Source organism: Nocardiopsis sp. JB363 (assembly GCF_900143625.1).
In the GTDB taxonomy this organism is placed as follows: domain Bacteria; phylum Actinomycetota; class Actinomycetes; order Streptosporangiales; family Streptosporangiaceae; genus Nocardiopsis.
This window is the reverse complement of the sequence record NZ_FRFF01000114.1, coordinates 1-24,602: the sequence shown is the minus strand read 5'-3', so window position 1 is coordinate 24,602 and position 24,602 is coordinate 1. Positions and strand designations below refer to the sequence as shown.

Here is a 24,602-nt window from a genome sequence, read left to right as displayed (position 1 = left end):
CGCGTCCACCCTCGGTCAGGCGTGGGTGGGGAACCGGTCCCAGACCCGGTGCCGTCCGAGCAGGTCGACGACCTCTCGCAGGATGCTCCCGCCCTGGTCGCCCACAATCACACCGAGCGACTCGACGGGAACCCCGGCCGCGTCGAGCGCCGGCCGGGCCACGGTCAGGGCGCCCAGCGCCTTGGCGTGTCGGTAGGCCTCGTTGAGCATGAGCGAGACCCGCGGGTCGACGGCGGCGGAGCCCCCGGTCCACGCCTTGCCGTCACGGGACGGGTTGGCGTCGTCCCCCGAGGCGGGGAGCCCCGCCACGATCAGCGCGTCGAACTCCACCGACCGGGCGGTGGCGAAGCTGCGCTGCACGGTGATCGGGTCATCGCCGGACGCACCGAGCGCCCCACCGGTGGGAGCGATCACGAGCGGCACCATGCCACCGTCGAAGACCTCGGCCCGGAGCGCGCGGACCACGTCCAGGTCCGAGCCGTCGTCGGCGATGATGCCGATCACCCGACCCTTGGTCGGCCACGTGCCGCCCAGCTGTGAGAGCGCGGGACTGGGTGTGGGCGATTCGAGTTCACGGGTGGCCTTGGGCGCCGGAAGCCCGAGGCCGTTGGCCACCTGTTCGCACAGGTAGGGGTCGACCTCGGCGAGCACCCGTAGAGTGCGTTCCTTGATCGCGTCCTCGTAGCACTTGCCGAGTTCGAAGGTGAACGCGGAGATGGTGTGCTCCCGCTCGACCGACGACAGGCTCAGCCAGAAGAGACGCGGCTGGCTGAAGTGGTCGGCGAACGACTCCGGTGCCTCTCGGACCTTCCGGGACGCCTCCACCCGCGCGGGCACCTCGACGTATCCGCCCTCTTCGGCGCCGGCGAAGAACGGGCAGCCGCCGTCCAGACTGTTGGGCTTGTACGGGGCGACGCCCTCGTGCACGGCCGTCTGGTGCATACCGTCGCGCAGCATGTCGTTGACGGGCGCGTGCGTACGGTTGATCGGCACCTGCCCGAAGTTGGGACCGCCCAGCCGGGTGAGCTGGGTGTCCAGGTAGGAGAACAGGCGTCCGGCCAGCAACGGGTCGTCGGTGACGTCGATGCCGGGCACCAGGTGGCCCGGGTGGAAGGCGACCTGCTCGGTCTCGGCGAAGTAGTTGGACGGGTTGGCGTTCAGCGTGAGCAGACCGATCGGCTGGACCGGGGCCAGCTCCTCGGGGACGATCTTGGTCGGGTCCAGCAGGTCGATGCCCTCGAACATCTGGTCGGGCGTGTCCGGGAAGGTCTGGATGCCCAGTTCCCACTCGGGGAAGACGCCCGCCTCGATCGCGTCGGCCAGGTCCCTGCGGTGGAAGTCGGGGTCCGCGCCGGCGATGAGCTGCGCCTCCTCCCAGACCAGGGAGTGCACCCCCGCCTTGGGTTTCCAGTGGAACTTGACCAGCGTGGTCTCGCCGCTGTCGTTGACCAACCGCCACGTGTGGACGCCGAAGCCCTCCATGGTCCGGTACGAGCGCGGAACGCCGCGGTCGGCCATGAACCACATCGTGTGGTGCAGCGCCTCGGTGTGCAGGGACAGGAAGTCCCAGAAGCTGTCGTGCGCGCTCTGGGCCTGGGGGATCTCCCGGTCCGGGTGCGGTTTGACCGAGTGCACGACGTCGGGGAACTTGATCGCGTCCTGGATGAAGAACACCGCGATGTTGTTGCCGACCAGGTCGTAGACGCCCTCGGAGGTGTAGAACTTCGTGGCGAACCCGCGGGTGTCGCGGGCGGTGTCCATCGAACCCCGGGAACCGGCCACCGTGGAGAACCGCGTGAACGTCGGGGTCTCCACGTCCTTGCCCAGGAAGGCCGCCTTGGTGACGCTCCCGGCCGTTCCGTATCCCTTGAACACACCGTGGGCCCCGGCTCCACGCGCGTGCACCACGCGTTCGGGGATGCGCTCGTGGTCGAAGTGCATGATCTTCTCCCGCAGGTGATGGTCCTGCAGGAGCACCGGACCGCGGGGGCCCGCCTTGAGCGAGTGGTCGGAGTCGGGCAGACGCGTGCCCTGGGCGTTGGTCAGGTAGGCGCTCTCCTGGGAGCGCGCATCGGCCAGACCCTCCACCGGGCGGCCCGTCGCCGTGTACGAGCCGGGGGCGTCCTGGTCGGGTTTGCGCGGGAGGGGACCCTGCGGTTCGGTCGGTTCCTCCAGGGGAGGAGACTGCTCGGTCGGGCGACCGGGGATGTCCGCGGCGGGGTCCTTCTCCCCCGAGACCGCCTCCGAGACCTTGTCGACCGCCGCCTTGATCGGGTTGGTTTCCTTGGCCATGGTTCTCCCTCACGGGTACGGGTTGTCGACGCGCGTCGATGTGACACACAGCCACAGCCCATGACTGTCGGCTGCGTCGCACACGCTCCGCTACCCGATGGGAAGTCCGCTGATACACGAGTCCCACGAATCGTGCGAACCTATACCCGGGTTTTGCCCGGGCCGTTGGCCGCGAAGCCGCCGGGCCCCGCGTGACCCGGGCGCCCCGTCCGACGGGACGCGCCGCTCACCAGGGACGCCCCTCCTCCTGCCGGCGGCGCTCACCGGTCAGCGCCCCGACGCAGACCCGCAGCATTTCTTGTACTTGCGACCCGAACCGCACCAGCAGGGCCCATTGCGTTCCGGTGGCCAGGCGAGCGCGCGGTCCTCGGGCAGGGTGCGCGCCCACGCGCTCCGGGTCTCCTCCGCGACCGGATCGAGCCCGTGCTCGCCGGCGTAGGCGTCGATCTCCGCCGCGTCGGCGAGAACCACCCGATGCCCGCCCCCGTCCTCACGCAGCGCGCGTTCGACCTCCAGGTAATGCCGTGGCTCGCGCCCGGTGAGCACCACCCGTGCCTCGGGGCCGGTCTCGACCGGTTCGGCCAACAGCCCCATCTCCTCCTCCAGGGAAGGCCGGGCCTCGTCGACCGCCAGCACCGCGCGGTCGTGTTCGTCCTCGGGCAGCCCGAGCCGTTCACGCACCTGCGCGCGACCCATCAGCGGCAACAACCCCATGGGGTCCATGCGCTCCAATAGCTCCACCGGTTCGGCGAGGATGCTGCGGCAGGCGATGTTGTAGCAGTACAGGGCACGGTCGAGGTCCCCGGCGGCGGCGAATTCGTCGGCGAGCACCGCGGCCATGGGTCGGCCCAACACCCCCGGGCTCATCAGCTCGGCGATGAGCCCGTCGGCCTCTTCCGCCGCCCCCTGCGAGCGGAGCAGACCCGCCAGCATGTGGGTGGCGTACTGGCGATAGTCGGGTTCCGGGGGGTGTTCGCGCAGCAGGTCGAGCACCTGACGGGCCAGGTCGGGGCGTCGCTCGCGCAGCTCGGCCGCGGCGCCCAAGAGGATGTCCCCCGTCTGGTCGGGGGTCTGGGCCAGGTCGTCGAGCAGGTGCTGGGGCAGGTCCATGTCGAGGATGGCCGCCACCAGCTGGGGCGAGAGCGGGGCCGAGTAGGCAGGTTCGGTCATTCCACCAGGCTAGGAGCAGTGGGTGCGTGGCGGACCTCACGCGGGTGGACTACTCGTGGAGTCGTTCGAAGGAACCCGAGGGATTGTCCCGGGTGGGCAGGGCGTCCACGAACGGCAACAGCTCCCGCCGGGCCACCCCGTGCACCCGGCGCAGTTCGGCGACCGGGTCGGGGTGTTCGTCCACCCTCAGGTCCAGGTAGGGGTAGGGGTTGCCGGTGTGCACGTACAGGGCGGCGCTCTGCCTGCCCCTGCGGTCGCCCCCGGCGGCCTGCCCCGCTTCCAGGGCGCCCAGCAGCCGTTCGTCGAGGGTGAGGTCGGGCTCGGCCGACCACGCGTCGACCATCGCGTCGAGTGTGCCCGCGCCGGTCAGGATGTTGCCCGCCACCGCGAAGCCGTCCCCGGTCCGGTGACCGCACCAGGGGTGGGTCATGGAGCCGGTGTGCGCGGCCGAGCGGCCCTGGCGGTCCACCACGACCACCTGCCGCGAGTCGGGGTCGGGGTCCTGGGTCAACGCCCCGTCCAACGCCTCCCGCGCGGGTAGGGAACGCAGCAGTTCCAGGGTGTCCACGCCCAGCAGCGGATTGATGAGCGCCTGGGTGGCGACGGCCCCGACCTCGGCGTGCGCGAACACCGTCAGCGCCCCGATCGCCGGCATCCGGCTGCTGATCGCCACACCGCACGCACCGCTGCGTCGATCATGGGCGACGATCGTGAAGGTGCCCGCGTACAACAACGTTCGTTCCTCTCACCCTGGCCGACCAGGTCCTCGGCTCACCGAGGATCGTACCGACCGGTGCCGTGGCCCGGAGCGCGCCCCCGGGCCACCCGCCCCTTCAGGTGTGCGATTCGTCCGAACGGCTTCGCCGGGCGGCCTCGTCCTGCCAGAGCCGAACCCGACGCTGCATGCGGTCCTGGTTGTGCGACAGCGCGGCCATCGCGAGGGTGGCGACGACGACGGCGCCGACCAGGAAGAACGTTATGGCGGTGGCGACGATCAGGATGAGGGTGGCTGACATGACGTACCTTCCGATCTCTCCTGAAAGACCAATCTCGGGAGAGTGCTCAGGGTGAGGATCGTTGCGGATCGGAGAAGTCGATCCCTTGTCGCCGGCTTACCCCCAGGCTAGGTTGTTGCTCCCAACCGCGGAAGTGCCCGATTCGGGGGCATTATGGGTGCAAGGGCACCATCAGGGGACGCGAAGGGTACGCCGGATGGACGAAGAAAACTCCGACTCCCGGCACTCATACGAAGCGTGTCTGAGAGAGCTGCGCCGCGGTATGGGGTGTACCCCGGGCAAGATCGCTCAGGAACCCGAACTATGCGATGCCCTCCGAACCCAACGCTGGAGACAATTTCCGAACCCCGCTCCGGAACAACTGGTCGAACGATTACGGAGCCTGGTCGAATCCCTCGAGGACCCTCGCTTGCGCGGCGCGTTACTGGTCGCTTTGGGGTTCGATCCTCGGTATCCCCAGTACTCGTTGACCGCCAGACGCAAGGCGTACAACGCCGACCTGCGCACCTCCACCGACCCTGAGTCACGACGCATGACCGTGGACAACCTGCGCAGTGTGGAACGCCGGGAGAACCGAGCGACGGAACTGGTGTCAGCGATGCTCCAGGTCGCCCCTCCGAGAGAGACCGAACCGGCTTCACCCACCTCGAAGGAGACGGGAAGCCCGCTGATCACAGTGGCGATCTCCCATTACTGCCGGTTCTCCGAGATCGGCGCCCTGAACAGACAGGACACCACTAGGTGGGTACGAGCGTATACGGATCCGTGCGCACGTGAACTCGAGGGCAGTCACCAATACCATGCTGAGAATCGCTCCGGCCTGCTCCGCTTGGAGGAGATGTTCGGCTGCGCTGTCGTCGAACAGAGAGACCTTCTCGGATCCGGGCTCTGGTACAGGCTGCGCATCCATCGAGAGCTCACCCCTGCGGATGGTCTTTATTCCTTCGGATGTCGACTTCATGTATCGAGCAATGTGAAGGCACATCCATACCTGTCATCGACAGTCAGAACCGATTCCATGGAAAGACTCGAATTCCATCTGGTCTTCTCGCCGACCTTCCCACCATTGCGAGCCTGGTGGTTCCGAAGCACTGTCAATGGCGCGGGCCATATCGAACCCCTCCCAACAGAAGGACGTCACCTCGAACTCCACGACGGAGGAAATTACCTCTACCGCATCTTCGAGGGCGAAGACATCTCATCTCATACGGACTACGGGATCTCCTGGGTGTGGCCGAATGAGGGCATGAAAAACAGTTCTGCGAATTTCCCAGAAATAAATACGGCAATGGAAAACGACGACTGATTCACCTATGGGCGCCCGGAGCACAGGATACCGGGCGCCCGATGTCGTTCTCAGCCCTCGCCGTTGTCCATGATTCCCCTCCCGGGACGAACCTCTCGGCCGGCACTTCCCTCCGCGACAAAGATAATCCCGACATAATTCTCCCCACAAGTCGAATCCATCGGCTTTTTTCTTTATCGATTCGCGGCCGAAATCCGCGTTTACGACAAAAGTGGAGCGGGAATTATGATATCTATCCCCGCTTCTCACATCCGCCGGCACTGAGCGAGCCGAGTACGTTCGTGTGGGACCGTGGGCCGAAAGGGGCCCGTTGGTGGACGAGCGGTCCTTCCTGTATCGAGGGAGTGGGCGTGTAGGTGTCGGCGCGTCCTCCCGAAACGGAGCGAGCATCGCGGGCCTCCTCCGGCCGCAGAGCCGCGGGGAGCGTGATGGTGGACATAGCGGGCCGAGTCCGGGACGGTGATCGAAGACCGCCGGCCGTACGAAGTCCGGCTCGGTGGTGTCGAGCCGCCGGTGGGCCGGCCCGCGGGTAGGCCTTGGCGGCCTCCCGGGAAACTCCTCCGATCCACTCGTGGTTCCCGCCGGCAACGGCATCCGCATCACCGTCAATGGCCTTTCGGTCGGTTTCGAGCGGCCCGAAAACGGTCGGGGGAACGCCCCCGAACCGCTCGTTTAACATGGCGTCCATGGAGCGAACCACGCGAGGGACGACAGCGCCGGAACGGATCCTCGTCGACCAGGGCTGCCGTCCACTCCGGCTTCGGCGACCGGGGAGAGTCTCCGCTCGCTCTCGACCGGGGGAGGTCGACGCCCCGGGCGAATGACACCGCCCCTGAGCAGCGGCACCCACCGACCGCTATGCGCGTCCCGCATAACCCCCGCCAGGGCGCCGCCCACGTGGGAGGAACGTGTGATGTTCCCGCCGCACGAATCGTCACCCCCCGATCCCCCGACCACGGAAAGGTCGCCCTTGTCCCGGTCACTCGACATCCGGCTCACCCACCTCGTCCCGCCCCTCGACGGCACCTGTGACGAATCCGTCCAGCAGGCCCTGGGACACCCCGACCTCTTCGAGGAACACTGGTGGCGGCAGGTGCGCCTGCCCTTGGCCCTGCACACGGTCGGCTCCGACCACCTGGCCGCCGGCCTGGCCCACCTCACCCTGGAGCACTGGGAGGACCTCGCCCCGGGCGAGGTCATGCCCGCCCTCTATCTCACCGATGAGCACCCCGACGTCCTCGGCACGCCCCCACGCGAGTGGTCCGACGCCGAGGGCTCCCACAAGTACCTGCACGATCTGTACCTGACCGTGCTGAAACGGTTGCCCCGCCAGGCGCCGCCCACCGGGCCCGGCACCGGCCCGCTCTTCACCGAGATCGAGAGGTGGTTCGCCACCGCCGACCCGCGACGCCGCGCCGTGGCCGGCCGCCGGGTCCTCACCCTGCACCTCGAAACCCTGGACAGCCTCGGCTCACGCTTCGGGGTCACCCGGGAACGGATCCGGCAGATCCACAAACAGGTCGGCCAGGAAGTGCGCGCGCGACTCGACGGCGCCCAAGGCGCACGCGTCGCCGCGCACCTGCTCGACCTGTCGCGGGACCTGGGCGCGGCCACCCCGCTCGACGCCTTCTGGGACCTGTCCCCCGAGTACCCCGACACCCTCCCCTCCCTCGACCTGCGCGTGGGCGACGTCCTGTTGGCGCTGCTGCCCGACCACCGCGTCGTCGACGGCTGGGTCACCTCCGAGGCCTCCACCACACTGGTGGAGCGGCTCACCGAGGAACTGGCCCACCGGATCGTGATCCCCCTGGAGGAGGCCGAACTCGTTCCCCTCGACGGGGGCGTCCCCGCCGCACACGTCCGGGCGTGGCTGTCCGCGCTACCGCACGCACGCGTGATGGACGACCACCTCCTGCGTTGGGGGCGCAACCTCCCCGACAAGGCCTTCGCCGTGCTGACCGCCGTCGGGCGGCCCCTGCACTTCAACGAACTCGTCGAACGGGTCGGCCCCGGCTTCAACGAGTCCGGTTTCCGAGAACGCATCCACGGCGACGCGCGCATCATGCGCCGGGACCGGAGACTGTTCGGGCTCCGCGCCTGGGGCGGCAGAGAGTACGTCGGTCTGGAGGAGACGATGCGCCGCCAACTGGCCGAGGCCGGCGGCGAGATGCCGGTGGGAACGCTCGTCGAACGCATCACCGACTGGTTCGACATCACCGAGAGTTCGATCCGCGCCATGGCCGCCGGCAGCGAGTTCACCCGACCCCGCCCCGGTCGGGTGGCCCTGCCGGGCACCGTGTCGGCGCAGACCGACTACCGGCCCCGGCGGACGGCCGAGAGAACCCGCCGCTGCTTCCGTGACCCCGACGGTCTGTGGTGGCTGCGGGTGGAGCTCAACAACGAGCACCTGCGCGGGTCGGGGTTCCCCATCCCCAGCGGTTTCGCCGTGAAGTTGGGGATGAGCCCGGGATGTCGCCTGCCGGTGTACATCGGTGACCGGGCCTCCATCGCCGCGTGGAAGAACCAGCCGCTGATGAACTCGATCCGCCCCCTGCTCCTGGTCGAGGACGCCCAGGTCGGTGACCACGCCTTCATCACCCTCACCAAGGGTCGGGTCCTGTGCCGGTTCCACAAGGCGAACGCCGTCCCCGACGACCCGCTCGCCGGCGCCCTGTACCTGGCCGGACGTTCGGACTCCGACGGCCGGGCCGCGCTGGTCCACGCCGTCGGTCTGCCCGAGGACACGGGTCCGGCCCGGCTCATGGCCCACCTGACCGACCGCGGCGACCAGGACCTGCTCACCCTCCTGTCCCCTCACCTCTGACCCTCGGGGGAAGGGCGCCCTAGCCTTCCCCCGAGGTCCCCCCGAGACTGCTTCCCGGTCACCCCTTCGGCTCTTCACGGCGTGCCTCGCCCACCGAAGCCCCACCCCGCCGCACCGCATGAGTGCGTCGCCCAAGCACCCGGCCCCCGCACCTGCGAACCGGCGAACCGGGCGTATGCGCGAAATGTCGGTACCGTGGACCTCGTTCGGCTGGAAACGACGTCGGCGCCCCACTCCGAAGTCGGCGAGAAACCACGAAGACAGCCCCGTGTCCGAGGACCGGTTCCCCCTCACCCTCCGGCAAAGGTCTCGCCGCGCCACGTTCATAGTGAGGAAGAACCCGCCTTGTCCACGAGTACCTCCCCGTCCCCACCTCGGCCTCCGCGCCACGACCGCGGCGGTGGCATGCCGCACTGGTTGCCCCGCGCCATGCTGCTGGCCCTGTGGCTGGTCACGGCCTTCGGCGTCGCGCTGTGGCTGTTCCTCAAGTTGCAGAACCTCTTCATGCTGCTGCTGATCTCGCTGTTCCTGGCCCTGGCCCTGGAACCGGCGGTCAACTGGCTCCACCGGCACCGCTGGCCGCGCGGACCCGCGACCGGGGCGGTGATGCTGGTGGTGTTGACGGCGACCATCACGTTCTTCAGCATGCTCGGCTCCATGCTCATCGGTCAGGTCCTGGCCTTCACCTCCGAGATCCCGGCGATGGTCCGGGCCGTCCTGAGGTGGATCAACACCACGTTCGACACCTCCTACTCCCCCACCACCCTGCTCAACGAGGTCTCCAGCGTCAGCGGGCTCATCGAGCAGTACGCCACCGGCATCGCCAACAACGTCTGGGGAGCCGGAACGACCCTTCTGGTGCTGCTCTTCAACGCGCTGACGATCGCGCTGTTCACCTTCTACCTGTGCTCGGACGGCCCGCGCTTCCGTCGGGTGATCTGTTCGGTCCTACCGCCACGCACCCAGCGCGAGGTATTGCGGGCCTGGGAGATCGCCGTGGCCAAGACCGGCGGCTTCCTGTACTCCCGCGCGCTGTTGGCGCTGATCTGCGGGGCCGCGCACTACGTGGTGCTGATCATGTTGGACGTGCCCTTCGCCTTCGCGCTGGCACTGTGGATCGGGGTGCTGTCCCAGTTCATCCCGACCGTGGGCACCTACATCGGCGGCGCGCTCCCGGTGCTGGTGGCGCTGGTGGAGGGTCTGTGGCCAGGGGTGTGGATGCTGGTGTTCGTCATCGTCTACCAGCAGTTCGAGAACTACCTGCTGCAGCCGCGGATCACCGCCAAGACCCTGGACATGCACCCCGCCGTGGCCTTCGGTTCGGTCTTGGCCGGTGTGGCCGTGCTGGGGGCGCCCGGTGCCCTGCTCGCGTTGCCGATCGGTGCGAGCCTCCAGGCGTTCCTCGGCACCTACATCCGTCGCTACGAGGTCACCGAGCATCCGTTGTTGTCGGCCCAGGCCGTGGAAGAGCAGGACTCGGAGCCCACCGAGGGCGAGGCCCGGGATACGAAGGTCCCCGGGCCCGCCTCCGAAGGGCCGGAGCAGGACCGGGGAACACGGGCCTGACCGCGCCCGGTCGGGGCCGCGCCGTGCGGCCCCGACCGGAGGCGCTCGTGGCGATCCGAGGCGCCCTATCCCGCCGAGCGAAGGTGTTCGATCATGCCGTCGAGGTCGCGCTGGACGAGGTCGGGGCGGACGAAGTGACCGCCCGAGGGCTCGTGGGAGTCGTGCGGGATACCCGCCTCGTCCAGGGCCGCTCGGAATTCCCGCTGTCCGGCCAGCACCTGTTCCTCGTTCATCCGGTCGAACAGGTCGAAGGGGTCGGGGCTGTCCCCGGCGACCAGGAAGACCCGCTTGTCCCGGTAACGATCGATGTTCTCCACGGCGTTGTCGGCGCTCACCCTGGCCTCGTCCCACGGTGCGCCGTAGACCATGCCGCCGCCGAGCTCGAAGGCGGCGGACGTGAAGTTCGCCCAGTGCGTGACCACTCCGAAGTCACGGCGCATGCTGGCCGGACCCGAGTAGGAGCTCACCGAGGCGAAGTCACCGTAGTACTTGGCCGCGTACTTGAGCGCCCCGAAACCACCCATCGAGAAGCCCGCCACGGCGCGGCCGTCGAATTCGGCGTGCGTGCGGAAGTTCGCGTCGACCCAGGGCAGGACCTGGTTCATGTGGAAGGTCTCCCAGTTGCGGGGTCCCACGTTGGAGGTGACCGGGTTGCTGTACCACCCGCAGGGCCCACCGTCGGGCATCACGATGATGATCTGCTTGTCCTGGGAGAGCTCACGGATCCCGGTGCGGTCCCAGCTGATGAAGTCCGAACCAGGGCCGCCGCCGTGGAACAGGTACAGGACGGGGTAGGTGCGGCCGTCGTCGCGGTAGCCCTCCGGCACGAGGACGTTGACGCCGGGATTCCAGCCGATCTCGTCGGTCTCGAAGCGGTAATACCACATGCGGGGGTCGGCCTCGTCGTGGTCGACGAGGTGGAGTCCGGCGTGATCGGGTGCGGGCAGGTTCGTAGGCGACGGGGCGGCGTGGGCCGCCGAGGTCGCCGAGAGGAGGCCGCCGGAGGTGACGGCCAGACCGACGGAGAGACCGCCCACGCTTTTGAGGAGGGCACGTCGGCTCGGGGGGTTGGGGCTCACATCGACTCCTGGGGGGTGCGGGGTCGCTCACGAGGGTCGGGTTCCGTCCCGGTTCCCCGTTCCGGGTCGTGGGATCGGCACGCCGACACTCGCGAGGGCGGCCACCTCTTCGTGGCCACCGCTTCAGTGAAACAGGAGGGTGCGGCGAAAGCACCGGACCATCGGATAACGGATTCGTTAATTTTTGCCGAACAGATCGGCCCATGGGGTTGGTTTCCTACCTTGCGCGCCGACGCCCGATGACGGCGCGCCACCGCCGGGCACGAGCACTCCGGCCGACCTCCTCGCCTTCCCGTGAAGCACACGTCGGGCCTGCCGAGAGCCCGATTCCGAAGATGGCGCGGTCGGTCGCCCCACGACCCCGCACCCACCGGCGGGCCGCCCACGGGATGGACCGCCGACCCGGGTGAGGAGGTCCCACCACCCCCGTTCGGCCTGGTTGACACCGCACATGCCGCTGTCGATCCTGACCGTTCGACCACTCGCACGTAGGAGCGACATTGATCGACCCCCGCACTCCTCGTCCCCCGCAGATCGACCGGTCCGCCTTCCTTCGCACCTCCGCCGGCGCGCTCCTGGGCTCCGGCCTCCTGCTCGGCGCGTCCTCCCCCGCTCGGGCCGACGGCGCGTCCCCCCGACAAGCACTCGAAGTCACCAAGATCGGTGACCTCACCGGCCCCGGCCTGACCACACGCTTTCGCATGGAGGCCACCGACCTGGGCATCCCGGTCCGCACCCCCCGACGGGCGGATGCTCTTCGTCTTCGGTGACAGCTTCGAGAGCGCCGTGGTCGGCGGGGCCGGTGGCGCTCCCCCACCGCCCTGTACTCCACCGCCTTCGACCGCAGCCGGCCGATCATCATGCATCGGGCCCCCTCGACCGCCATCGCCGATCCGGCCGCCTGCGAACCCTGGGGGTATCGCGACGGTGCCTGGGACTGGGGCAACCCGCCCACCCCCGTCCTCGACGGCGCCTTCGGCGAGATGTGCCTGCGCCCGCTCGACGGAAAGTGGGTCCTGACCTGGTTCGACGCGGGCGGGTACCGCATCGACGGCATCATCATGGACACCCCCACGTCGAACCTGCACACGGCCCACCGCCGCACCCTCGTCCACGGCGGGGCGTGGGGGGCACGAGGACGACTCCCACGTGGCCCAGCTCTACAGCGGCTACCGGAACCGTCGGTAGTGCTGCGCCGTTCACGGCGGGGGTGAAGCCGACCGCCCCGCGGAGCGGGACGGAAAAAGCCGATTCGCCCCCGGGGCGGATCGGCGCTTGTTATGGTGACGGTGTCAGGTACCGCCGGACGGGCGGGAACGGGACCCTTGGGTCCACAAGCCTGTGGAGACCGGGTAAGACCGACCGACTCGATCGGGCGGCACGGGTCGCCGAAGCAGGAACCGGCGGGCGCCGCGAGGCGCAACGCGCCTACAGCCGCGAGGCTGTGGGAATCCACGTCGTTCACGACGGGGAGGACGTCAAATCATTCCCGGCTCCACGCTGGACGAGCTGCACCTGACGGTCAGTCAGTGGAACACCGACCATGACTGGCCCTACAAGGTCATGCAGCATCGGATCCGAGGGTTCGGCGCCTGAGGACGGTCGGAACCACCACGTGACCGAACGGGGTCCGGCGCCAACGAGCACCGGGCCCCGTTCTCCGCACCGAGACACACGCGAGCACATGCCGGCTTCGCCGACCACCCTTGACTACACTCCGAAACATCCCGATCACTTCCCGTCCGATCCGCTCCGGTGACGGGCCGCGCTCGGTGATCACGAGGACCTTCTTCGAACCTTCGTCGGTGAACGGGGACCGCCATGGCCGAATACCAGTTCCTGTGCGACGAACACGGTGGCATCGCCATCCGGACCGCGATGGGGACGGCGCCCCCGACCCTGTCGTGCCCCGACTGCGGCGCACCGGCACGTCGGGTGTTCTCCGCCCCGATGCTCGGCCGCTCCCCCGGCGCCATGACGAGCGCGTTCGAACACGCCGAACGCAGCGCGGACGCCCCGGACGTGGTGCGGTCGCCACCGCCCCGGGCGGGACGGCCTCGACAGCGGTACACGCACGATCCGACACATCGACGACTTCCCAAGCCCTGAGGTCGTTCGTCTGGAAGGGACCCACCGATGCCCGAGCTCCTGTTTCCGCTCGACTCGTCCAAGCCGTTCACCGACCAACAGATCATCGGACACAACCGCTATCACCCGGACATCCCGCCCGCCGTGCAGGTGAGTCCGGGCTCCACCTTCCGCATGCACTGTCGGGAATGGTTCGACGGCGCGATCAAGAACGACGACTCGGCCGAGGACGTCCGCGACGCACCGATGTCCAAGGTGCACGCTCTGTCGGGCCCGGTCCGGGTCGAGGGCGCCGAACCGGGCGACCTGCTGATCGTCGACGTCCTGGACGTGGGGCCGCTGCCCCAGGAGGACTCCGGCCCTCTGGCCGGTCAGGGCTGGGGGTACACGGGCATCTTCGCCAAGAGCAACGGTGGTTCGTTCCTCGTCGACCGGTTCCCGGACGCCTACAAGGCGGTATGGGACTTCCACGGCGAGATCGCCACCTCCCGGCACGTCCCGGGGGTGTCGTTCACCGGCATCACCCACCCGGGATTGATGGCCACCGCGCCCTCGGCGGAGCTGCTCGCTCGCTGGAACAGCAGGGAGGGCGGGCTGATCGCGACCGACCCCGACCGGCTCCCGCCCCTGGCGCTGCCGCCCGAACCGCAGGACGCGGTTCTGGGGAGCTTGAGCGGGGCGGAGTTCGATCGCGTGGCGGCGGAGGGGGCCAGGACGGCTCCGCCCCGGGAGAACGGCGGCAACCAGGACATCAAGAACCTCACCCGGGGCACGCGCGTGTTCTACCCGGTCTTCGTGTCCGGGGCGAACTTCTCCGTCGGTGACCTGCACTTCTCCCAGGGGGACGGGGAGATCACGTTCTGCGGCGGCGTCGAGATGAGCGGATTCATCGATCTGCACCTCGACCTGATCAAGGGCGGCATGGAAACGTACGGGGTGAGCGGCAACGCCGTGTTCCTGCCGGGCAAGACCCCGCCCCAGTACTCCGAGTGGCTGGCCTTCTCCGGGATCTCCGTCACTGAGGACGGCGAACAGCACTACCTGGACTCCCAGCTCGCCTATCAGCGCGCCTGCCTGAACGCGATCGACTACCTGACCAAGTTCGGCTACAGCCCCGAGCAGGCCTACCTGCTCTTGGGCGCGGCACCGATCGAGGGCCGCTTCTCCAGCGTGGTGGACATCCCGAACGCGTGCGCCACGGTCTACCTGCCGACCGCGATCTTCGACTTCGACGTGCGGCCCTCCAAGTCGGGGCCGGTCCGGATCGACCCGGGGATCGGCGCCCCGAGGGCCGCGGGGACATGAGTGACGCCCGGCGCTTCACTGGATCTCACGGTGAAGCGCCGGGGCGCGGGTCCCTGGCTCAGGCCTTCCTCGCCGCCGGGACGGTGGCGGCCACGGGCTCCTCCCAGCCGCCGGTGGAGAGGAAGTCCTCCAGCGCCTTGGTGTAGGGCTCCAGGTTCAGCTTGAGTGTCTGCTCGACCCACTTGTCGTCGTAGTAACTGTGCATGTACCGCTCACCCTGGTCGCACATGAGCATGACCACGCTCCCCTTTTGCCCGTCGGCGAGCATCTCGGCGACGATCCGCAGCGCTCCCCACAGGTTGGTCCCCGTGGAAGGGCCCGCCCGATGGCGCAGCCGTGACAGGAGTAGGCGCATGGCCGCGATCGAGGCGGCGTCCGGAACCGAGATCATCCGGTCGACGACGGCCGGCAGGAACGAGGGCTCGACCCTGGGACGCCCGATCCCCTCGATGTGGGAGGGGCTGCCCTTCTCCCAGGTCGAGGGGTCCCGCGGCCACCGACTCTTGGGCTGTCCCCGGTGGGTCTTCCAGTTGGGGAAGAACGCCGAATTCTGCGGGTCGACGACGCATACCCGGGTATCGCGACGGCTGAAACGGATGTGCCTGCCGATGGTCGCGCTCGTGCCTCCGGTCCCCGCTCCCACCACGACCCACCTGGGGTCGGGGTGGCGTTCCTCGGCGATCTGTTGGAAGACGGTCGCCGCCACGTTGTGGTCGTCCCGGTAGTCGTAGGCGCGCTCGGCGTAGGTGAACTGGTCCATGAAGTGGCCCTTGTCGTCCCCCTCGGCCAGGTGGGCCGCCGCCTTCTCGATGTCACCGTCCTCCCCGGGGTTTTGGACCGCTCCCCCGTACGCCTTGATGAGCGCCACCTTCTCCTCACTGGTGCTCTTGGGAACCACCGCCGTGAACCTCAGGTCGAGCAGCTGGGCGAAGTAGGCCTCGGAGACCGCCGTGGAACCACTGGACGCCTCGATCACGTGTGTGTCCGGCCCGATCCACCCCGAACACAGGGCGTGCAGGTAGAGGGCACGTGCCATGCGGTGCTTCAGGCTGCCGGAGGGGTGCACCGACTCGTCCTTGACGTAGAGGTCGATGCCCCAATTCGCGGGGAGGGGGAAACGGAAGACGTGCGTGTCCGCCGAGCGTGTGGCGTCGGCGTGCAGCAGCCGGATCGCCTCCTTCACCCATGCCCGCTTGCGGCCGTCGTAGTAGTCGACGATCCGTGTCGTGACGGATTCGGTGTCCTGTCCGCTCTGTGTCGTGGTCATGGGTCGTGGCTACCCGCGGTTTTGGGGGTGGAGACCACCGAGCATCGAGATCGCCGTCGGTGTTTCCGGTTCCCACCTGATTCGGTTGATTGGTCCTCGCCGACCCTGCTGGTTTCGGTTCCTCCCGACCGAGGATTCGAGAAGGACCGGGTGGGCCATCTCCGCACGCGGGTCGCGGACTCGCTCGCACACCAGGAGTGGTGCGGCGGGCCGTTCGGGCCCACCCATGACATCGGAACCGAATAATCCGCGTAAGGACGAAATTTCGCCGATCCACCCCCTTGAAATCATTAAAGGGATGCATCCCATAAGGCCTATTTGGCCACACATCTCAACGCTTCGCACACTCTCATTCATGAGAAAAATATTGAGAACCTCTCATATGGTTTCGGAACACAGTTAATTACGGCCTAAAAATCCTCGCAGCCCTCATCTACACGACGCGCTTTCTGCTGAAATTACAGGAAACATCCCAGCAACCCCCTCCTACCCGCGAGGCCAAAATCCTGATTACGGATAGACGAAAATCGCACCACCAATAAAGACTTCGAAGGGGATGCTTGAAAACCATCCGTGCGCAAATAGAAACTGTCAGCGATCACCCGGTCGGTTGCGTCGGCGTGGGTGAACATCTTCCTGCCATGATCTGAACCAAAAGGAAAATAATGGCGATTCACCGCAAAGTGCTCTCCGTGGCAACCGCCTGCGCCACGGCAGTCGGGTTGCTGCTCGCCGCCCCGGCGCCCGCGTCCGCCAGCGTCGCCCCTGGTGACTACCGCATCGCCTTCGAAAGGAACGGGGCCGAGATGGTCCCGTACGGAGGGTCCACCGCACGCACCGACATCCGTGTATGGCCGGTCGACCACGTGGGAATGCAGTGGGACGTCACCTATGCCGGGCACAGCTCGGGAACGTCCTCCTACGAGATTCGCAATCTGCGCAGCGGTCTTTGCATGCAACCTCACGACGGCAACACCACCGCGAACCAGCGGGTCGAGCAGAACAACTGCAACAACCGGGACGAACAACGCTGGCACGTATCGGACACCGGAGATGGCGCGCACCAGATCATCCCCGTGAAGAACACCCAACTCGGCGTCACCCTGGAGAATCCGGAATGGAACGGATCCTTCCTCAAGCTCGGCTACCGCAACTCGGCCAACCCTGACTTCAGGTGGCATTTCAATCACATCTAGACGCACCGATGACCAGGGTGGGTATGGCCCGACGATGATGTGACAGAAAAGGAGGGCCTCCGGTCGCAGGTGCGGATTTTCGAGATCGACACCTGAAGGCCCGGAGGCCCTTCGTCGTGGAAGGGGTCGGCCCGGATCCAGGAGTCACCGGGAGACGGGAAGACCAACACTCCCCTCCGCTGTCGAGCACGGGGGTCTCTGGGCGGGTCCACCAACCGAAGCGACTCGCCCCTGTGTTCGGAAACGCCCACGCCACGGCGCTCCGACCGATAGAAGTGGGTACCGAACGTAGGAATCCGACAACGGGGAGCGACATTGGCGCGTCAGGGGACCACGGAGCCGGCGGAGCGGGCACGGGTACGGCCGGTGGCCCTACCGCCGGAGGAGGAACTGGCGCGTGCTGCCCGCGACACCTGGCCCCTCCGTGAACTGCTGGCGCTGGCCGGCTGGTTCACCTCCGCGCGAAAGGTGACGGGAACGGGCATGCCTCGGCCGGACGACATCAGGGCGATGGCGACCGACCTGGACCTGTGGCCGGGTGCCACGGAGAAAAAGACCGCCGCGCGCGCGGAGAAGCTGAAGCGGCTGCGCGCCGCCCGGGACCTTCCCGAGTTCCTGGCGCTCTGGCGCACCGCGGTGGACCTGAACCTGATCGAGGTCGGCTCGGGGTGGGCCCGGGCCCACGCCGAGCTCCGGGAGGGGCTGTCCCCGGAACGGACCCTGGAAGCGTGGGTGATCCTGTTCGACCGGGCCATCGCCGGTGACCCCAATACAGAGGACCTGTTCGACGTCGGCGGATTCGGCTCCGGCCTGATCCGTGATCTGTTGGACGAGCTGTACGCGAAGCCCGACGACGCGGAGCTCTCCCTGTCGACTCTGGTCGAGGCCGTCATCGAGGAGCTGGCCCGACCCGGTGGCCAGTTGGCGAAATCATCCGGGGAGCTGATCGAGCACTCGCGGCGCATGGCGTTCGTGACCCTGTACCAGACCGCCCGCGGAATCATCCCGAGCGGTGGAATCCGGCTGATCGACCGCACCGTCGAGGAGGTCCGAGAGGAGTTCGCCCCCGAAAAGGGGCTGCTCGCCTTCTACTCCTTGACCCTCGATGAGTCGGGTTCCCACCTCCGGGACGCGGAGATCGACTGCGCGGCGTCACTCACCCCGCTCGGCCGGTACGGGGTACGGCGGATGTTCCTGGCGGAGGGGATCGAGGCACCCATGCTCGGCGGTCTGGCCCGGGCCGGAGCCGTCGAGTTCCTGGACACCCTGCGCGAGCTCCCTCGCGAGGTTCGGGTGAGAGAGATCGAAGCCTGGGCCGCCCTTCGCTCGGTGGAGGACGCGGTGACGGAGATCGCCGAGGCGTGCGCCGAGCCCACGGGGGACGGGGCGATCCGTCGCATCGTCGCCTCCGAGCTCCTGCGGGGGTTGGGCGGGCCCGCCCTGCCGCCGGTGCGTGTCCTGCTCGGCTCCGATCGGCCCACCGTGGCCGGTCTCGCGGCGAGCACCCTGATCGGCGCCCAAGACCTTCCCGAAGGGGAGGTCGAGGAGGTGCTCGGCTCGCACGGGCTCTGGTTCACGATCGACTCCGCGGCGGGGTTGTTGCACGCGGGAGAGGCCGCTCTGGCCGGCGCGTTGGAGAGCGAGGGCGCCGGCCGGAGCCTGCCCTTCAGCCGGCTGCTGTTCCAGGGCTCCGGTGAGGTGTGGCGGGGCGAGCACCCGCAGACCCTGCCGGTACTCGACGCGGTGGGCCGGCTGCACCCGGACCGCAAGGTCGCCAAAGCGGCCCGCCGCGCGGCCTACAAGGCCCGCAGCCGGGCCTGAACCGCTCCGGTCGGGTCCAGCGCGAGGACGGGAGCCGCGGCCCCCACACCGCGGCCCTCACACTCCGGCGCGCTTCGTTCGCGCCGATCGTGTACCCGTGGTCGACCTCGGTGTCGGACTCGACCACGGGTACGCGATCGCCGGCTTCGGGCCAAGAGTGGCGGACAGGAATCGACCGCTTCCGTTTGTAGCGTCCGGCCATGGCACACGAACACACACCCGACAAGATCGTCGTCACCACACCCACCGGCAACGTGGGCTCGCGGGTCCTGCGGCTGTTGTTGCGGGCGGGGGTACGCCCCACCCTGCTGCTACGCGACCCGGACCGCCTCGACCCGGCCGTCCGGGAGCGGGTGGACACGGTGCGAGGCGACCAGGGGGACGTCGACACCGTCCTGCGCGCGACCCGGGGCGCCGACCGCCTCTTCTGGGTGGACCCGCCCACCACCGGCGACGACCCGATCACCGGCCACGCCCGCATGGGCGCCAACGCGGCCCGGGCGGTCGAGGAGAACGGCATCGGGCACACCGTGTTCCTCAGCAGCGTGGGCGCGGAGAAACGGCACGGGGCCGGTGAGATCGACGGGCTCGCCCGGACCGAGCGGGCCTTGGACGCCACCGGGGCCAACGTGCTGCACCTGCGTTGCGGCTACTTCTTCACCAACCTGCTCATGGAACTGGACTCACTGCGCGAGGGCGTCCTTCCCACCCTGTGGCCGCTCGACTTCGCGATGCCCTGGGTCGATCCCCGCGACATCGGTGAGGTCGCGGCCGCCAGGCTCCTCGCGGGCGGCTGGTCGGGCCGTCAGGTGCAGGCGGTGCACGGTCCCGAGGACCTGAGCTTCTCGCGGGTGGCGGAGGTCCTGGGTTCGGTCCTGGGCCGTGAGGTGCGCGCCGATCGGGTTCCGGACGACGACGTGCGCGCCGGACTGCGGTCCGTCGGTTTGAGCGCCGGTCAGGTCGAGGGCGTCGTCGGCATGGCGGCCGGTCTGCGCGAGGGCTTCGTGCCGGAGCAGGAACGCGACGTCCTCACCACGACTCCGACCACGCTCGCCGCCTGGGCGCACACGCACCTTCGTCCCCTGTTCTGAGCCCGCGAAGGGACCGTGGCCTCAGCGATGGCCCTGACGCGGGTTCGGCGCGGGTTCGGCGCGGGTTCGGCGCGGCGGATTCAGCGCCGGTCCTGGCCCTGATCTCGGCCCTGACCTCGGCTTCGGCTTTGGCGTGACCTTGGTCCCAGTGGGCGTAAGTCGTTTGACCCAGCGGGGTGAACGGGTGTTCACTCAAGGGGGTGAACATCCGTTCACCCCTTTTCTCGTGCGCCCGTCTCCCCCACGCCCGCCGCACCCATTCGCCGCCTTGGAGTTCGAAGTATGTCCGTCCTGCGTGTGCCCTCTTGGGCCACCATGGGGATCCTCACCTTCTGTGGCATGGTCGTCTCCCTCCAGCAGACACTCGTCATCCCGCTGCTGCCGGACCTGCCCGAGATCCTCGACGTATCCGCCGACGACGCGTCCTGGCTGGTCACCGCGACCCTGCTCACCGGGGCCGTGGCCACCCCGATCGTCTCCCGCATGGCCGACATGTACGGCAAGCGCAGAATGCTGCTGGTGGCCCTGGGGGTCATGACCGTCGGCTCGCTCATCGCGGCGCTCGGCGGGAACTTCCCGGCGATGATCGTCGGCCGCGCCATGCAGGGCTTCGGCGCCTCCCTCATCCCCGTGGGCATGAGCATCATGCGCGACCAGCTGCCCCGGGAGAAGCTCGCCGGGGGCATCGCCCTGATGAGCGCCACACTCGGTATCGGCGCGGCCCTGGGCCTGCCGCTGTCCGGTGTGCTCTACAGCGCGTTCGGCTGGACCTCGCTGTTCTGGTTCACCGCCCTGGTCGGCGCGATCTTCCTCATCGCCATCCCGCTGACCCTCGACGAGTCCACCCAGCGCTTCCCCGGACGCTTCGACGTCGTCGGCGCGCTGCTGCTCACCGTCGTCCTGGTCGGTCTCCTGGTCCCCCTGTCCAAGGGTGCGTCGTGGGGTTGGACCAGCGGCGAGGTCATCGGCCTGACCACGCTCTCCCTCGTGTGCCTGGCGATCTGGGTCCCCCTCCAGCTGCGCATGCGCGAACCCATGGTGAACCTGCGCACCGCCTTCCGTCGGCCCGTCCTTTTCACCAACATCTCCTCGTACTTCGTCGGGTTCGCGATGTTCCTGAACAGCCTGGTCACCACCCAGGAACTCCAGGTCCCCACCGAGACCGGGTACGGAATGGCCCTGCCCGTGGCCGTCGCCGGGTTGGTGATGGTGCCGGGCGGTCTGATGATGCTCGTCTTCTCGCCGATCTCCGCCCGCATGCTCAATCGCTGGGGCGGAAAGACCGTGCTGCTGACCGGCGGTGTGGTGATGGGCCTGACCTACCTGTGGCGGATGTTCAACAACGACGCCATCTGGGAGATCATGCTGGGCAACATGGTCGTCAGCGTGGGCAGCGCCATCGCGTTCGCCGCCATGCCCGCCCTGGTCATGGCGTCCTCGCCCCGCAGCGAGACCGCGTCGGCCAACGGTGTCAACGCCCTGGTCCGCTCGATGGGCACCTCCAGCGGCAGCGCCGTGACGGCGTTGGTCTTCGCTTCGCTGACCGTGACCGTGAACGGCGCGGTGTTCCCGTCCGCTCAGGCCATATTCACGGCCAACTCCCTCGGCATGGCCGTGTGCGTGGCCGGCGTGCTGTTCGGGGCCATCATCCCGGCTCGCCGACCCGGCGAGATGGACGATGATGGAATCGTCGCCGGGCCCGCCCCGGCACGCGAGGTCGTCAAGGAGGTCCAGGAGAAGGTGGAGTCGTGAGCAGACCCGACAGTCGAAGCACCATCCTCGACAGCGCGCGATCCCTCTTCGCCGAGCACGGCTACCAGGAGGTGACCATCCGCGACATCGCCACCACCGCGGGGGTCTCCCCTTCCCTGGTGATGAAGCACTACCGCAGCAAGGCGGAGCTGTTCAACGAGCTGGGCCCCAACGACATCCCGCTGGCCGAACTCGATCTGCCCCGCTCCGAACTCGGGCGCGCGCTGGTGCAGAAGATCCTCACCCGGCGCGAACACGACGTGCGCGACCCCCTGTTGGTGGCCGTCTCGCACGTACGCGAGTCACCCGACCCCGACCGCACCCGTGAGGAGGTCCGGCAACAACTCCTGACGCGCTTCGGTGACCTGATCGGGGACACCACGACCGACCGTCGCTACGTGAGCGCCGTCGCCTGCCAGTTGATCGGTCTGGCCGAGGGGATCCGGCTCATGGGCATGTTCCCCGCCAACGAAGTCTCCCGCGAGGCGGTGATGGACCTGTACGGGCCGCTCGTCCAGCAACCGATCGACTCCTGTGCTCTGGTCTGCGCGGCTCCGGAGGAGCCGCGTCCCGCCGACTGAGTTCCGGGTGGGATGGTAGAGGGAGACAGCGAGATGAGGGGGGCGGAGTGCCCTCCTGGCAAGGGATTCTCGTCGCCTCCCCGGAACGAATCGGTCCGGGGAGGTCGCGCGAGGCCCATTCGTCACAAGAACAGGGCATGATCGAACCATGGAACGCTGTGATTTCTGCGAACTCCCCATCGGGGGCGGCTGCGCGTGCGCTCTCGTGAGTGCGGCCCGCACCCAGGCCGGGCAAGGCCCTGAAACCGCCTCGAAGGAGGCTCGCTTCCCTCGCGGCGCCATCCTCATCTCACCGAGGGGCATCGCCCACCGGCCAGGGTGCGGACATCAGTCCGACTCCGAGATCGAAGCGCCCATGTGGGGTTGGATCAACGACCCCGACCCGCTCCTGTGGCGCCGCCTGGGCGAGAGCACCCCCGCCCAGGCCACGAAGGGCAACACCAAGCGGGTCGCCACACGCCGCTGCCGAAGCTGCGACACCTGAGGCTCAGGCCTCACGGCCGGGGCGCTTCGAACCGCCCCGGCCCCCTAGCGACCTCCCGCCGCTCCCCCGCTCGTCTCGGGCAGCGGCGTGGCGGCGAGATCCTCGACCACCCGGCTGGGCCTGCCCGACATCGCCGACGCGACCCAACGGTCCACCCCCGGCAGGGCGGCCAGGCCCAGGATGAGGCGGCGCAGCCGGAGCCGTAGCCGGGTGTCGGGCAAGAACCAGGAGGTACCGGTGCGCGCCGCGCTCTGACGCTCCGCCACGACCGGCCGCCACCGCGCCTCGTAGCGCTCCAGTCCCTCAAACACCGTGGCCGCCCGATCCAGTTCCTCGGCCAGCACGAACGCTCCGCCCATACCCATCGATGCGCCCTGGCCGGCCAACAGTGACACCGCCTGGCACGCGTCTCCCAGCAGCACCACCCGCCCCTTGGACCAGGCGTCCATCCTCGACTGGGCGACGTTGTCGTAGTAGACCCACTCGGGTTCGGGGCACCGCTCCAGCGCCCGGGTCACCGGCCATCCCAACTCCGCGCAGGCCTCGCGCAGAGCCCTTCGGGGATCCTTCGGCAGGGTGGTCTCCTGGGTGCGGTGCACGGCGAAGACCGCCACCTGGTTCCCGGCCAGACCGTAGAAGCCCATCTGGGCGCCCATGCTGTCGGTGAGCAGGAAGCGGCCCCGCAGTTCGGCGTGCAGATCGGCGTCCTCGAAGACGAAGGCGCCGGTGTGGAAGCCCAGGTGGAGCAGGTGGTCCTCCTCCGGCCCGAAGACCAGGCCCCGCACGGTGGAATGGATGCCGTCGGCCCCGGCGAGCAGGTCGGCGTCCAGGACACGGCCGTCGGACAGCCGCACCTCGACCCCGTCGGGTCGCTCTTCCACCCCGGTCAGCGCGGCGCCGTAGATCAGTTCCACGCCCTCGGGCAGGTTCTCGCGCAGGGCCAGTTCCAGGTCGGGGCGCATGATCGAGACCAGGGACCCGCCCAGGGCCTGGGCGAAGCGCCGGAAGCCGATCGAGGCCCGCCGTCGTCCCCGTTCGTCCACCAGGACGGCCTCGTCGAAGTCGTGGCCCAGTTCCCGGATCCGAGGCAGCAGCCCCATGATCTGCGCCGCGTCGTAGCCAGGGCCGAAGAAGTCGATCATGTAGCCCTGCGGGCGTGGCCCCGGAGCGCGTTCGGCGACGGTGACCCGCCAGCCGTGGTGCGCCAGGCGCCGGGCCAGAGCCAGTCCGGCGATCCCCGCCCCGGCGACGACAACATGGGGTGCTTGTGACGTGTGCGGTGTGCTCATCGTTGCTCCTCAACGGCTCCGGCCAGGAGCCTGCGCAGGACGGGGACGACGGACTCGGCGGTCAGGGAGGGGTCCAGCGGGCGGTGCAGCATGAGCCCGTCCACGGCCGCGGCGAAGACCCGGGCGGTGGTGTCGGGGTCGGGGACCCCGATGGCGCGCATCCAGTCGGTGAGCAGGTCGCGAAAGTCCGCCAGGAGTCGGGTGAGGGCTTCGTGCAGTTCCTCGTCGCGCCCGGCGGCCAGGAAGGCCTCCGTGAAGAGCACCGAGGTGGGGTCGTCACCGGAGTAGGCGTCCAGGGAGCTGAGCAGCAGATCAAGACCTTCCTCCGCCGTGGCGCCCGGCAGGTGGTCGGCCCCCTCGTGGACCACGGCCCGCATGGTGCGCAACGCGGCCTCGTTGAGCAGGGCGCGCAACGAGGAGAAGTGGTAGTGGACCAACCCGGGCCCCACCCCCGCCCGCTCGGCCAGCCCCCGGG

21 protein-coding genes are annotated in these 24,602 nt (G+C 68.7%); 13 read left to right on the top strand and 8 right to left on the bottom strand.

The features are described from left to right. Positions 1 to 15: 15 nt before the first annotated feature. The 4 genes from BQ8420_RS17135 to BQ8420_RS17120 form a co-directional block, all read right to left on the bottom strand. Complete coding sequence (locus BQ8420_RS17135) at positions 16 to 2,292, bottom strand: catalase (protein ID WP_087100133.1); 2,277 nt, start codon at positions 2,290 to 2,292, stop codon at positions 16 to 18. 267 nt (positions 2,293 to 2,559) lie between these two features. After that, on the bottom strand, positions 2,560 to 3,462 hold the full coding sequence (locus BQ8420_RS17130; RefSeq protein WP_087100132.1) for an SEC-C domain-containing protein: 903 nt from the start codon (positions 3,460 to 3,462) through the stop codon (positions 2,560 to 2,562). 49 nt (positions 3,463 to 3,511) lie between these two features. Further along, the gene (locus BQ8420_RS17125) at positions 3,512 to 4,192 is read right to left on the bottom strand and encodes a DUF1028 domain-containing protein (RefSeq protein WP_087100146.1); all 681 of its coding nucleotides are present in this window, start codon (positions 4,190 to 4,192) and stop codon (positions 3,512 to 3,514) included. A gap of 103 nt (positions 4,193 to 4,295) precedes the next feature. Then, positions 4,296 to 4,478: a hypothetical protein gene (locus tag BQ8420_RS17120; protein ID WP_087100131.1), complete on the bottom strand. Its 183-nt coding sequence runs from the start codon at positions 4,476 to 4,478 to the stop codon at positions 4,296 to 4,298. Positions 4,479 to 4,674: 196 nt separating this feature from the next. On the opposite strand from BQ8420_RS17120, the gene BQ8420_RS31480 reads away from it, so the two are divergent. The 3 genes from BQ8420_RS31480 to BQ8420_RS17110 all read left to right on the top strand — a co-directional run bounded on the left by BQ8420_RS31480 (position 4,675) and on the right by BQ8420_RS17110 (position 10,174). After that, on the top strand, positions 4,675 to 5,784 hold the full coding sequence (locus BQ8420_RS31480; protein ID WP_143847370.1) for a hypothetical protein: 1,110 nt from the start codon (positions 4,675 to 4,677) through the stop codon (positions 5,782 to 5,784). Between the two features lie 970 nt (positions 5,785 to 6,754). Next, on the top strand, positions 6,755 to 8,608 hold the full coding sequence (locus BQ8420_RS17115; protein WP_087100130.1) for an RNA polymerase subunit sigma-70: 1,854 nt from the start codon (positions 6,755 to 6,757) through the stop codon (positions 8,606 to 8,608). Between the two features lie 405 nt (positions 8,609 to 9,013). Beyond that, entirely contained in the window at positions 9,014 to 10,174 is a 1,161-nt protein-coding gene (locus BQ8420_RS17110) for an AI-2E family transporter (protein ID WP_087100129.1), read from the top strand. A 65-nt stretch (positions 10,175 to 10,239) separates the two neighbouring features. Here the strand turns inward: BQ8420_RS17110 and BQ8420_RS17105 are convergent, their stop codons facing one another. Further along, the gene (locus tag BQ8420_RS17105; RefSeq protein WP_087100128.1) at positions 10,240 to 11,253 is read right to left on the bottom strand and encodes an alpha/beta hydrolase family protein; all 1,014 of its coding nucleotides are present in this window, start codon (positions 11,251 to 11,253) and stop codon (positions 10,240 to 10,242) included. A 500-nt stretch (positions 11,254 to 11,753) separates the two neighbouring features. On the opposite strand from BQ8420_RS17105, the gene BQ8420_RS32815 reads away from it, so the two are divergent. The 4 genes from BQ8420_RS32815 to fmdA all read left to right on the top strand — a co-directional run bounded on the left by BQ8420_RS32815 (position 11,754) and on the right by fmdA (position 14,646). Then, positions 11,754 to 12,023 carry a hypothetical protein gene (locus BQ8420_RS32815; RefSeq protein ID WP_235006325.1) on the top strand — a complete coding sequence of 90 codons (270 nt, stop codon included), beginning with the start codon at positions 11,754 to 11,756 and terminating at the stop codon, positions 12,021 to 12,023. A 90-nt stretch (positions 12,024 to 12,113) separates the two neighbouring features. Continuing rightward, positions 12,114 to 12,467, top strand: a complete 354-nt coding sequence (locus BQ8420_RS32810) for a DUF4185 domain-containing protein (protein WP_235006324.1) — start codon at positions 12,114 to 12,116, stop codon at positions 12,465 to 12,467. A gap of 607 nt (positions 12,468 to 13,074) precedes the next feature. After that, positions 13,075 to 13,362 carry a zinc ribbon domain-containing protein gene (locus BQ8420_RS17095; protein ID WP_087100127.1) on the top strand — a complete coding sequence of 96 codons (288 nt, stop codon included), beginning with the start codon at positions 13,075 to 13,077 and terminating at the stop codon, positions 13,360 to 13,362. A gap of 27 nt (positions 13,363 to 13,389) precedes the next feature. After that, complete coding sequence (gene fmdA / locus BQ8420_RS17090) at positions 13,390 to 14,646, top strand: formamidase (RefSeq protein WP_087100126.1); 1,257 nt, start codon at positions 13,390 to 13,392, stop codon at positions 14,644 to 14,646. A gap of 58 nt (positions 14,647 to 14,704) precedes the next feature. Here fmdA and BQ8420_RS17085 read toward each other — a convergent pair whose 3' ends face one another. Then, positions 14,705 to 15,913 carry a PLP-dependent cysteine synthase family protein gene (locus BQ8420_RS17085; protein WP_087100125.1) on the bottom strand — a complete coding sequence of 403 codons (1,209 nt, stop codon included), beginning with the start codon at positions 15,911 to 15,913 and terminating at the stop codon, positions 14,705 to 14,707. Positions 15,914 to 16,578: 665 nt separating this feature from the next. Between BQ8420_RS17085 and BQ8420_RS17080 the strand changes: the two genes are divergently transcribed. The 6 genes from BQ8420_RS17080 to BQ8420_RS17055 all read left to right on the top strand — a co-directional run bounded on the left by BQ8420_RS17080 (position 16,579) and on the right by BQ8420_RS17055 (position 22,838). Continuing rightward, entirely contained in the window at positions 16,579 to 17,109 is a 531-nt protein-coding gene (locus BQ8420_RS17080; protein ID WP_087100124.1) for an RICIN domain-containing protein, read from the top strand. A 315-nt stretch (positions 17,110 to 17,424) separates the two neighbouring features. Beyond that, entirely contained in the window at positions 17,425 to 18,930 is a 1,506-nt protein-coding gene (locus tag BQ8420_RS17075; protein ID WP_143847368.1) for a hypothetical protein, read from the top strand. A 200-nt stretch (positions 18,931 to 19,130) separates the two neighbouring features. Further along, positions 19,131 to 20,021 (top strand): NAD(P)H-binding protein, encoded by an 891-nt coding sequence (locus BQ8420_RS17070; RefSeq protein ID WP_087100122.1) that lies wholly within the window; start codon positions 19,131 to 19,133, stop codon positions 20,019 to 20,021. 282 nt (positions 20,022 to 20,303) lie between these two features. Next, a complete protein-coding gene (locus BQ8420_RS17065; RefSeq protein WP_087100121.1) occupies positions 20,304 to 21,773 on the top strand; it encodes an MFS transporter in 1,470 nt (489 codons plus the stop codon). Next, the gene (locus tag BQ8420_RS17060; protein ID WP_087100120.1) at positions 21,770 to 22,354 is read left to right on the top strand and encodes a TetR family transcriptional regulator; all 585 of its coding nucleotides are present in this window, start codon (positions 21,770 to 21,772) and stop codon (positions 22,352 to 22,354) included. The genes BQ8420_RS17065 and BQ8420_RS17060 overlap by 4 nt, the downstream gene beginning before the upstream one ends. Positions 22,355 to 22,502: 148 nt before the next feature. Further along, the gene (locus BQ8420_RS17055) at positions 22,503 to 22,838 is read left to right on the top strand and encodes a hypothetical protein (protein ID WP_087100119.1); all 336 of its coding nucleotides are present in this window, start codon (positions 22,503 to 22,505) and stop codon (positions 22,836 to 22,838) included. Positions 22,839 to 22,882: 44 nt separating this feature from the next. On the opposite strand, the gene BQ8420_RS17050 is transcribed toward BQ8420_RS17055, so the two are convergent. After that, positions 22,883 to 24,127, bottom strand: coding sequence for an FAD-dependent oxidoreductase (locus tag BQ8420_RS17050; protein ID WP_087100118.1), 1,245 nt, complete (start codon positions 24,125 to 24,127; stop codon positions 22,883 to 22,885). Next, positions 24,124 to 24,602, bottom strand: a 479-nt coding sequence (locus BQ8420_RS17045) for a TetR/AcrR family transcriptional regulator (protein WP_143847365.1), incomplete at its 5' end; no start/stop codon positions are given. The genes BQ8420_RS17050 and BQ8420_RS17045, both read right to left, overlap by 4 nt.

What these genes read in the sequence shown, in the direction of transcription:
- BQ8420_RS17130 (WP_087100132.1), bottom strand. Translation starts at nt 3,462, where the DNA reads ATGACCGAACCTGCCTACTCGGCCCCGCTCTCGCCCCAGCTGGTGGCG.
- BQ8420_RS17110 (WP_087100129.1), top strand. Translation starts at nt 9,014, where the DNA reads ATGCCGCACTGGTTGCCCCGCGCCATGCTGCTGGCCCTGTGGCTGGTC.
- BQ8420_RS17135 (WP_087100133.1), bottom strand. Translation starts at nt 2,292, where the DNA reads ATGGCCAAGGAAACCAACCCGATCAAGGCGGCGGTCGACAAGGTCTCG.
- BQ8420_RS17080 (WP_087100124.1), top strand. Translation starts at nt 16,579, where the DNA reads ATGGCGATTCACCGCAAAGTGCTCTCCGTGGCAACCGCCTGCGCCACG.
- BQ8420_RS17065 (WP_087100121.1), top strand. Translation starts at nt 20,304, where the DNA reads ATGTCCGTCCTGCGTGTGCCCTCTTGGGCCACCATGGGGATCCTCACC.
- BQ8420_RS17070 (WP_087100122.1), top strand. Translation starts at nt 19,131, where the DNA reads ATGGCACACGAACACACACCCGACAAGATCGTCGTCACCACACCCACC.
- BQ8420_RS17120 (WP_087100131.1), bottom strand. Translation starts at nt 4,478, where the DNA reads ATGTCAGCCACCCTCATCCTGATCGTCGCCACCGCCATAACGTTCTTC.
- BQ8420_RS32810 (WP_235006324.1), top strand. Translation starts at nt 12,114, where the DNA reads ATGCATCGGGCCCCCTCGACCGCCATCGCCGATCCGGCCGCCTGCGAA.
- BQ8420_RS17055 (WP_087100119.1), top strand. Translation starts at nt 22,503, where the DNA reads ATGGAACGCTGTGATTTCTGCGAACTCCCCATCGGGGGCGGCTGCGCG.
- BQ8420_RS31480 (WP_143847370.1), top strand. Translation starts at nt 4,675, where the DNA reads ATGGACGAAGAAAACTCCGACTCCCGGCACTCATACGAAGCGTGTCTG.
- BQ8420_RS17095 (WP_087100127.1), top strand. Translation starts at nt 13,075, where the DNA reads ATGGCCGAATACCAGTTCCTGTGCGACGAACACGGTGGCATCGCCATC.
- fmdA (WP_087100126.1), top strand. Translation starts at nt 13,390, where the DNA reads ATGCCCGAGCTCCTGTTTCCGCTCGACTCGTCCAAGCCGTTCACCGAC.
- BQ8420_RS17050 (WP_087100118.1), bottom strand. Translation starts at nt 24,127, where the DNA reads ATGAGCACACCGCACACGTCACAAGCACCCCATGTTGTCGTCGCCGGG.
- BQ8420_RS17085 (WP_087100125.1), bottom strand. Translation starts at nt 15,913, where the DNA reads ATGACCACGACACAGAGCGGACAGGACACCGAATCCGTCACGACACGG.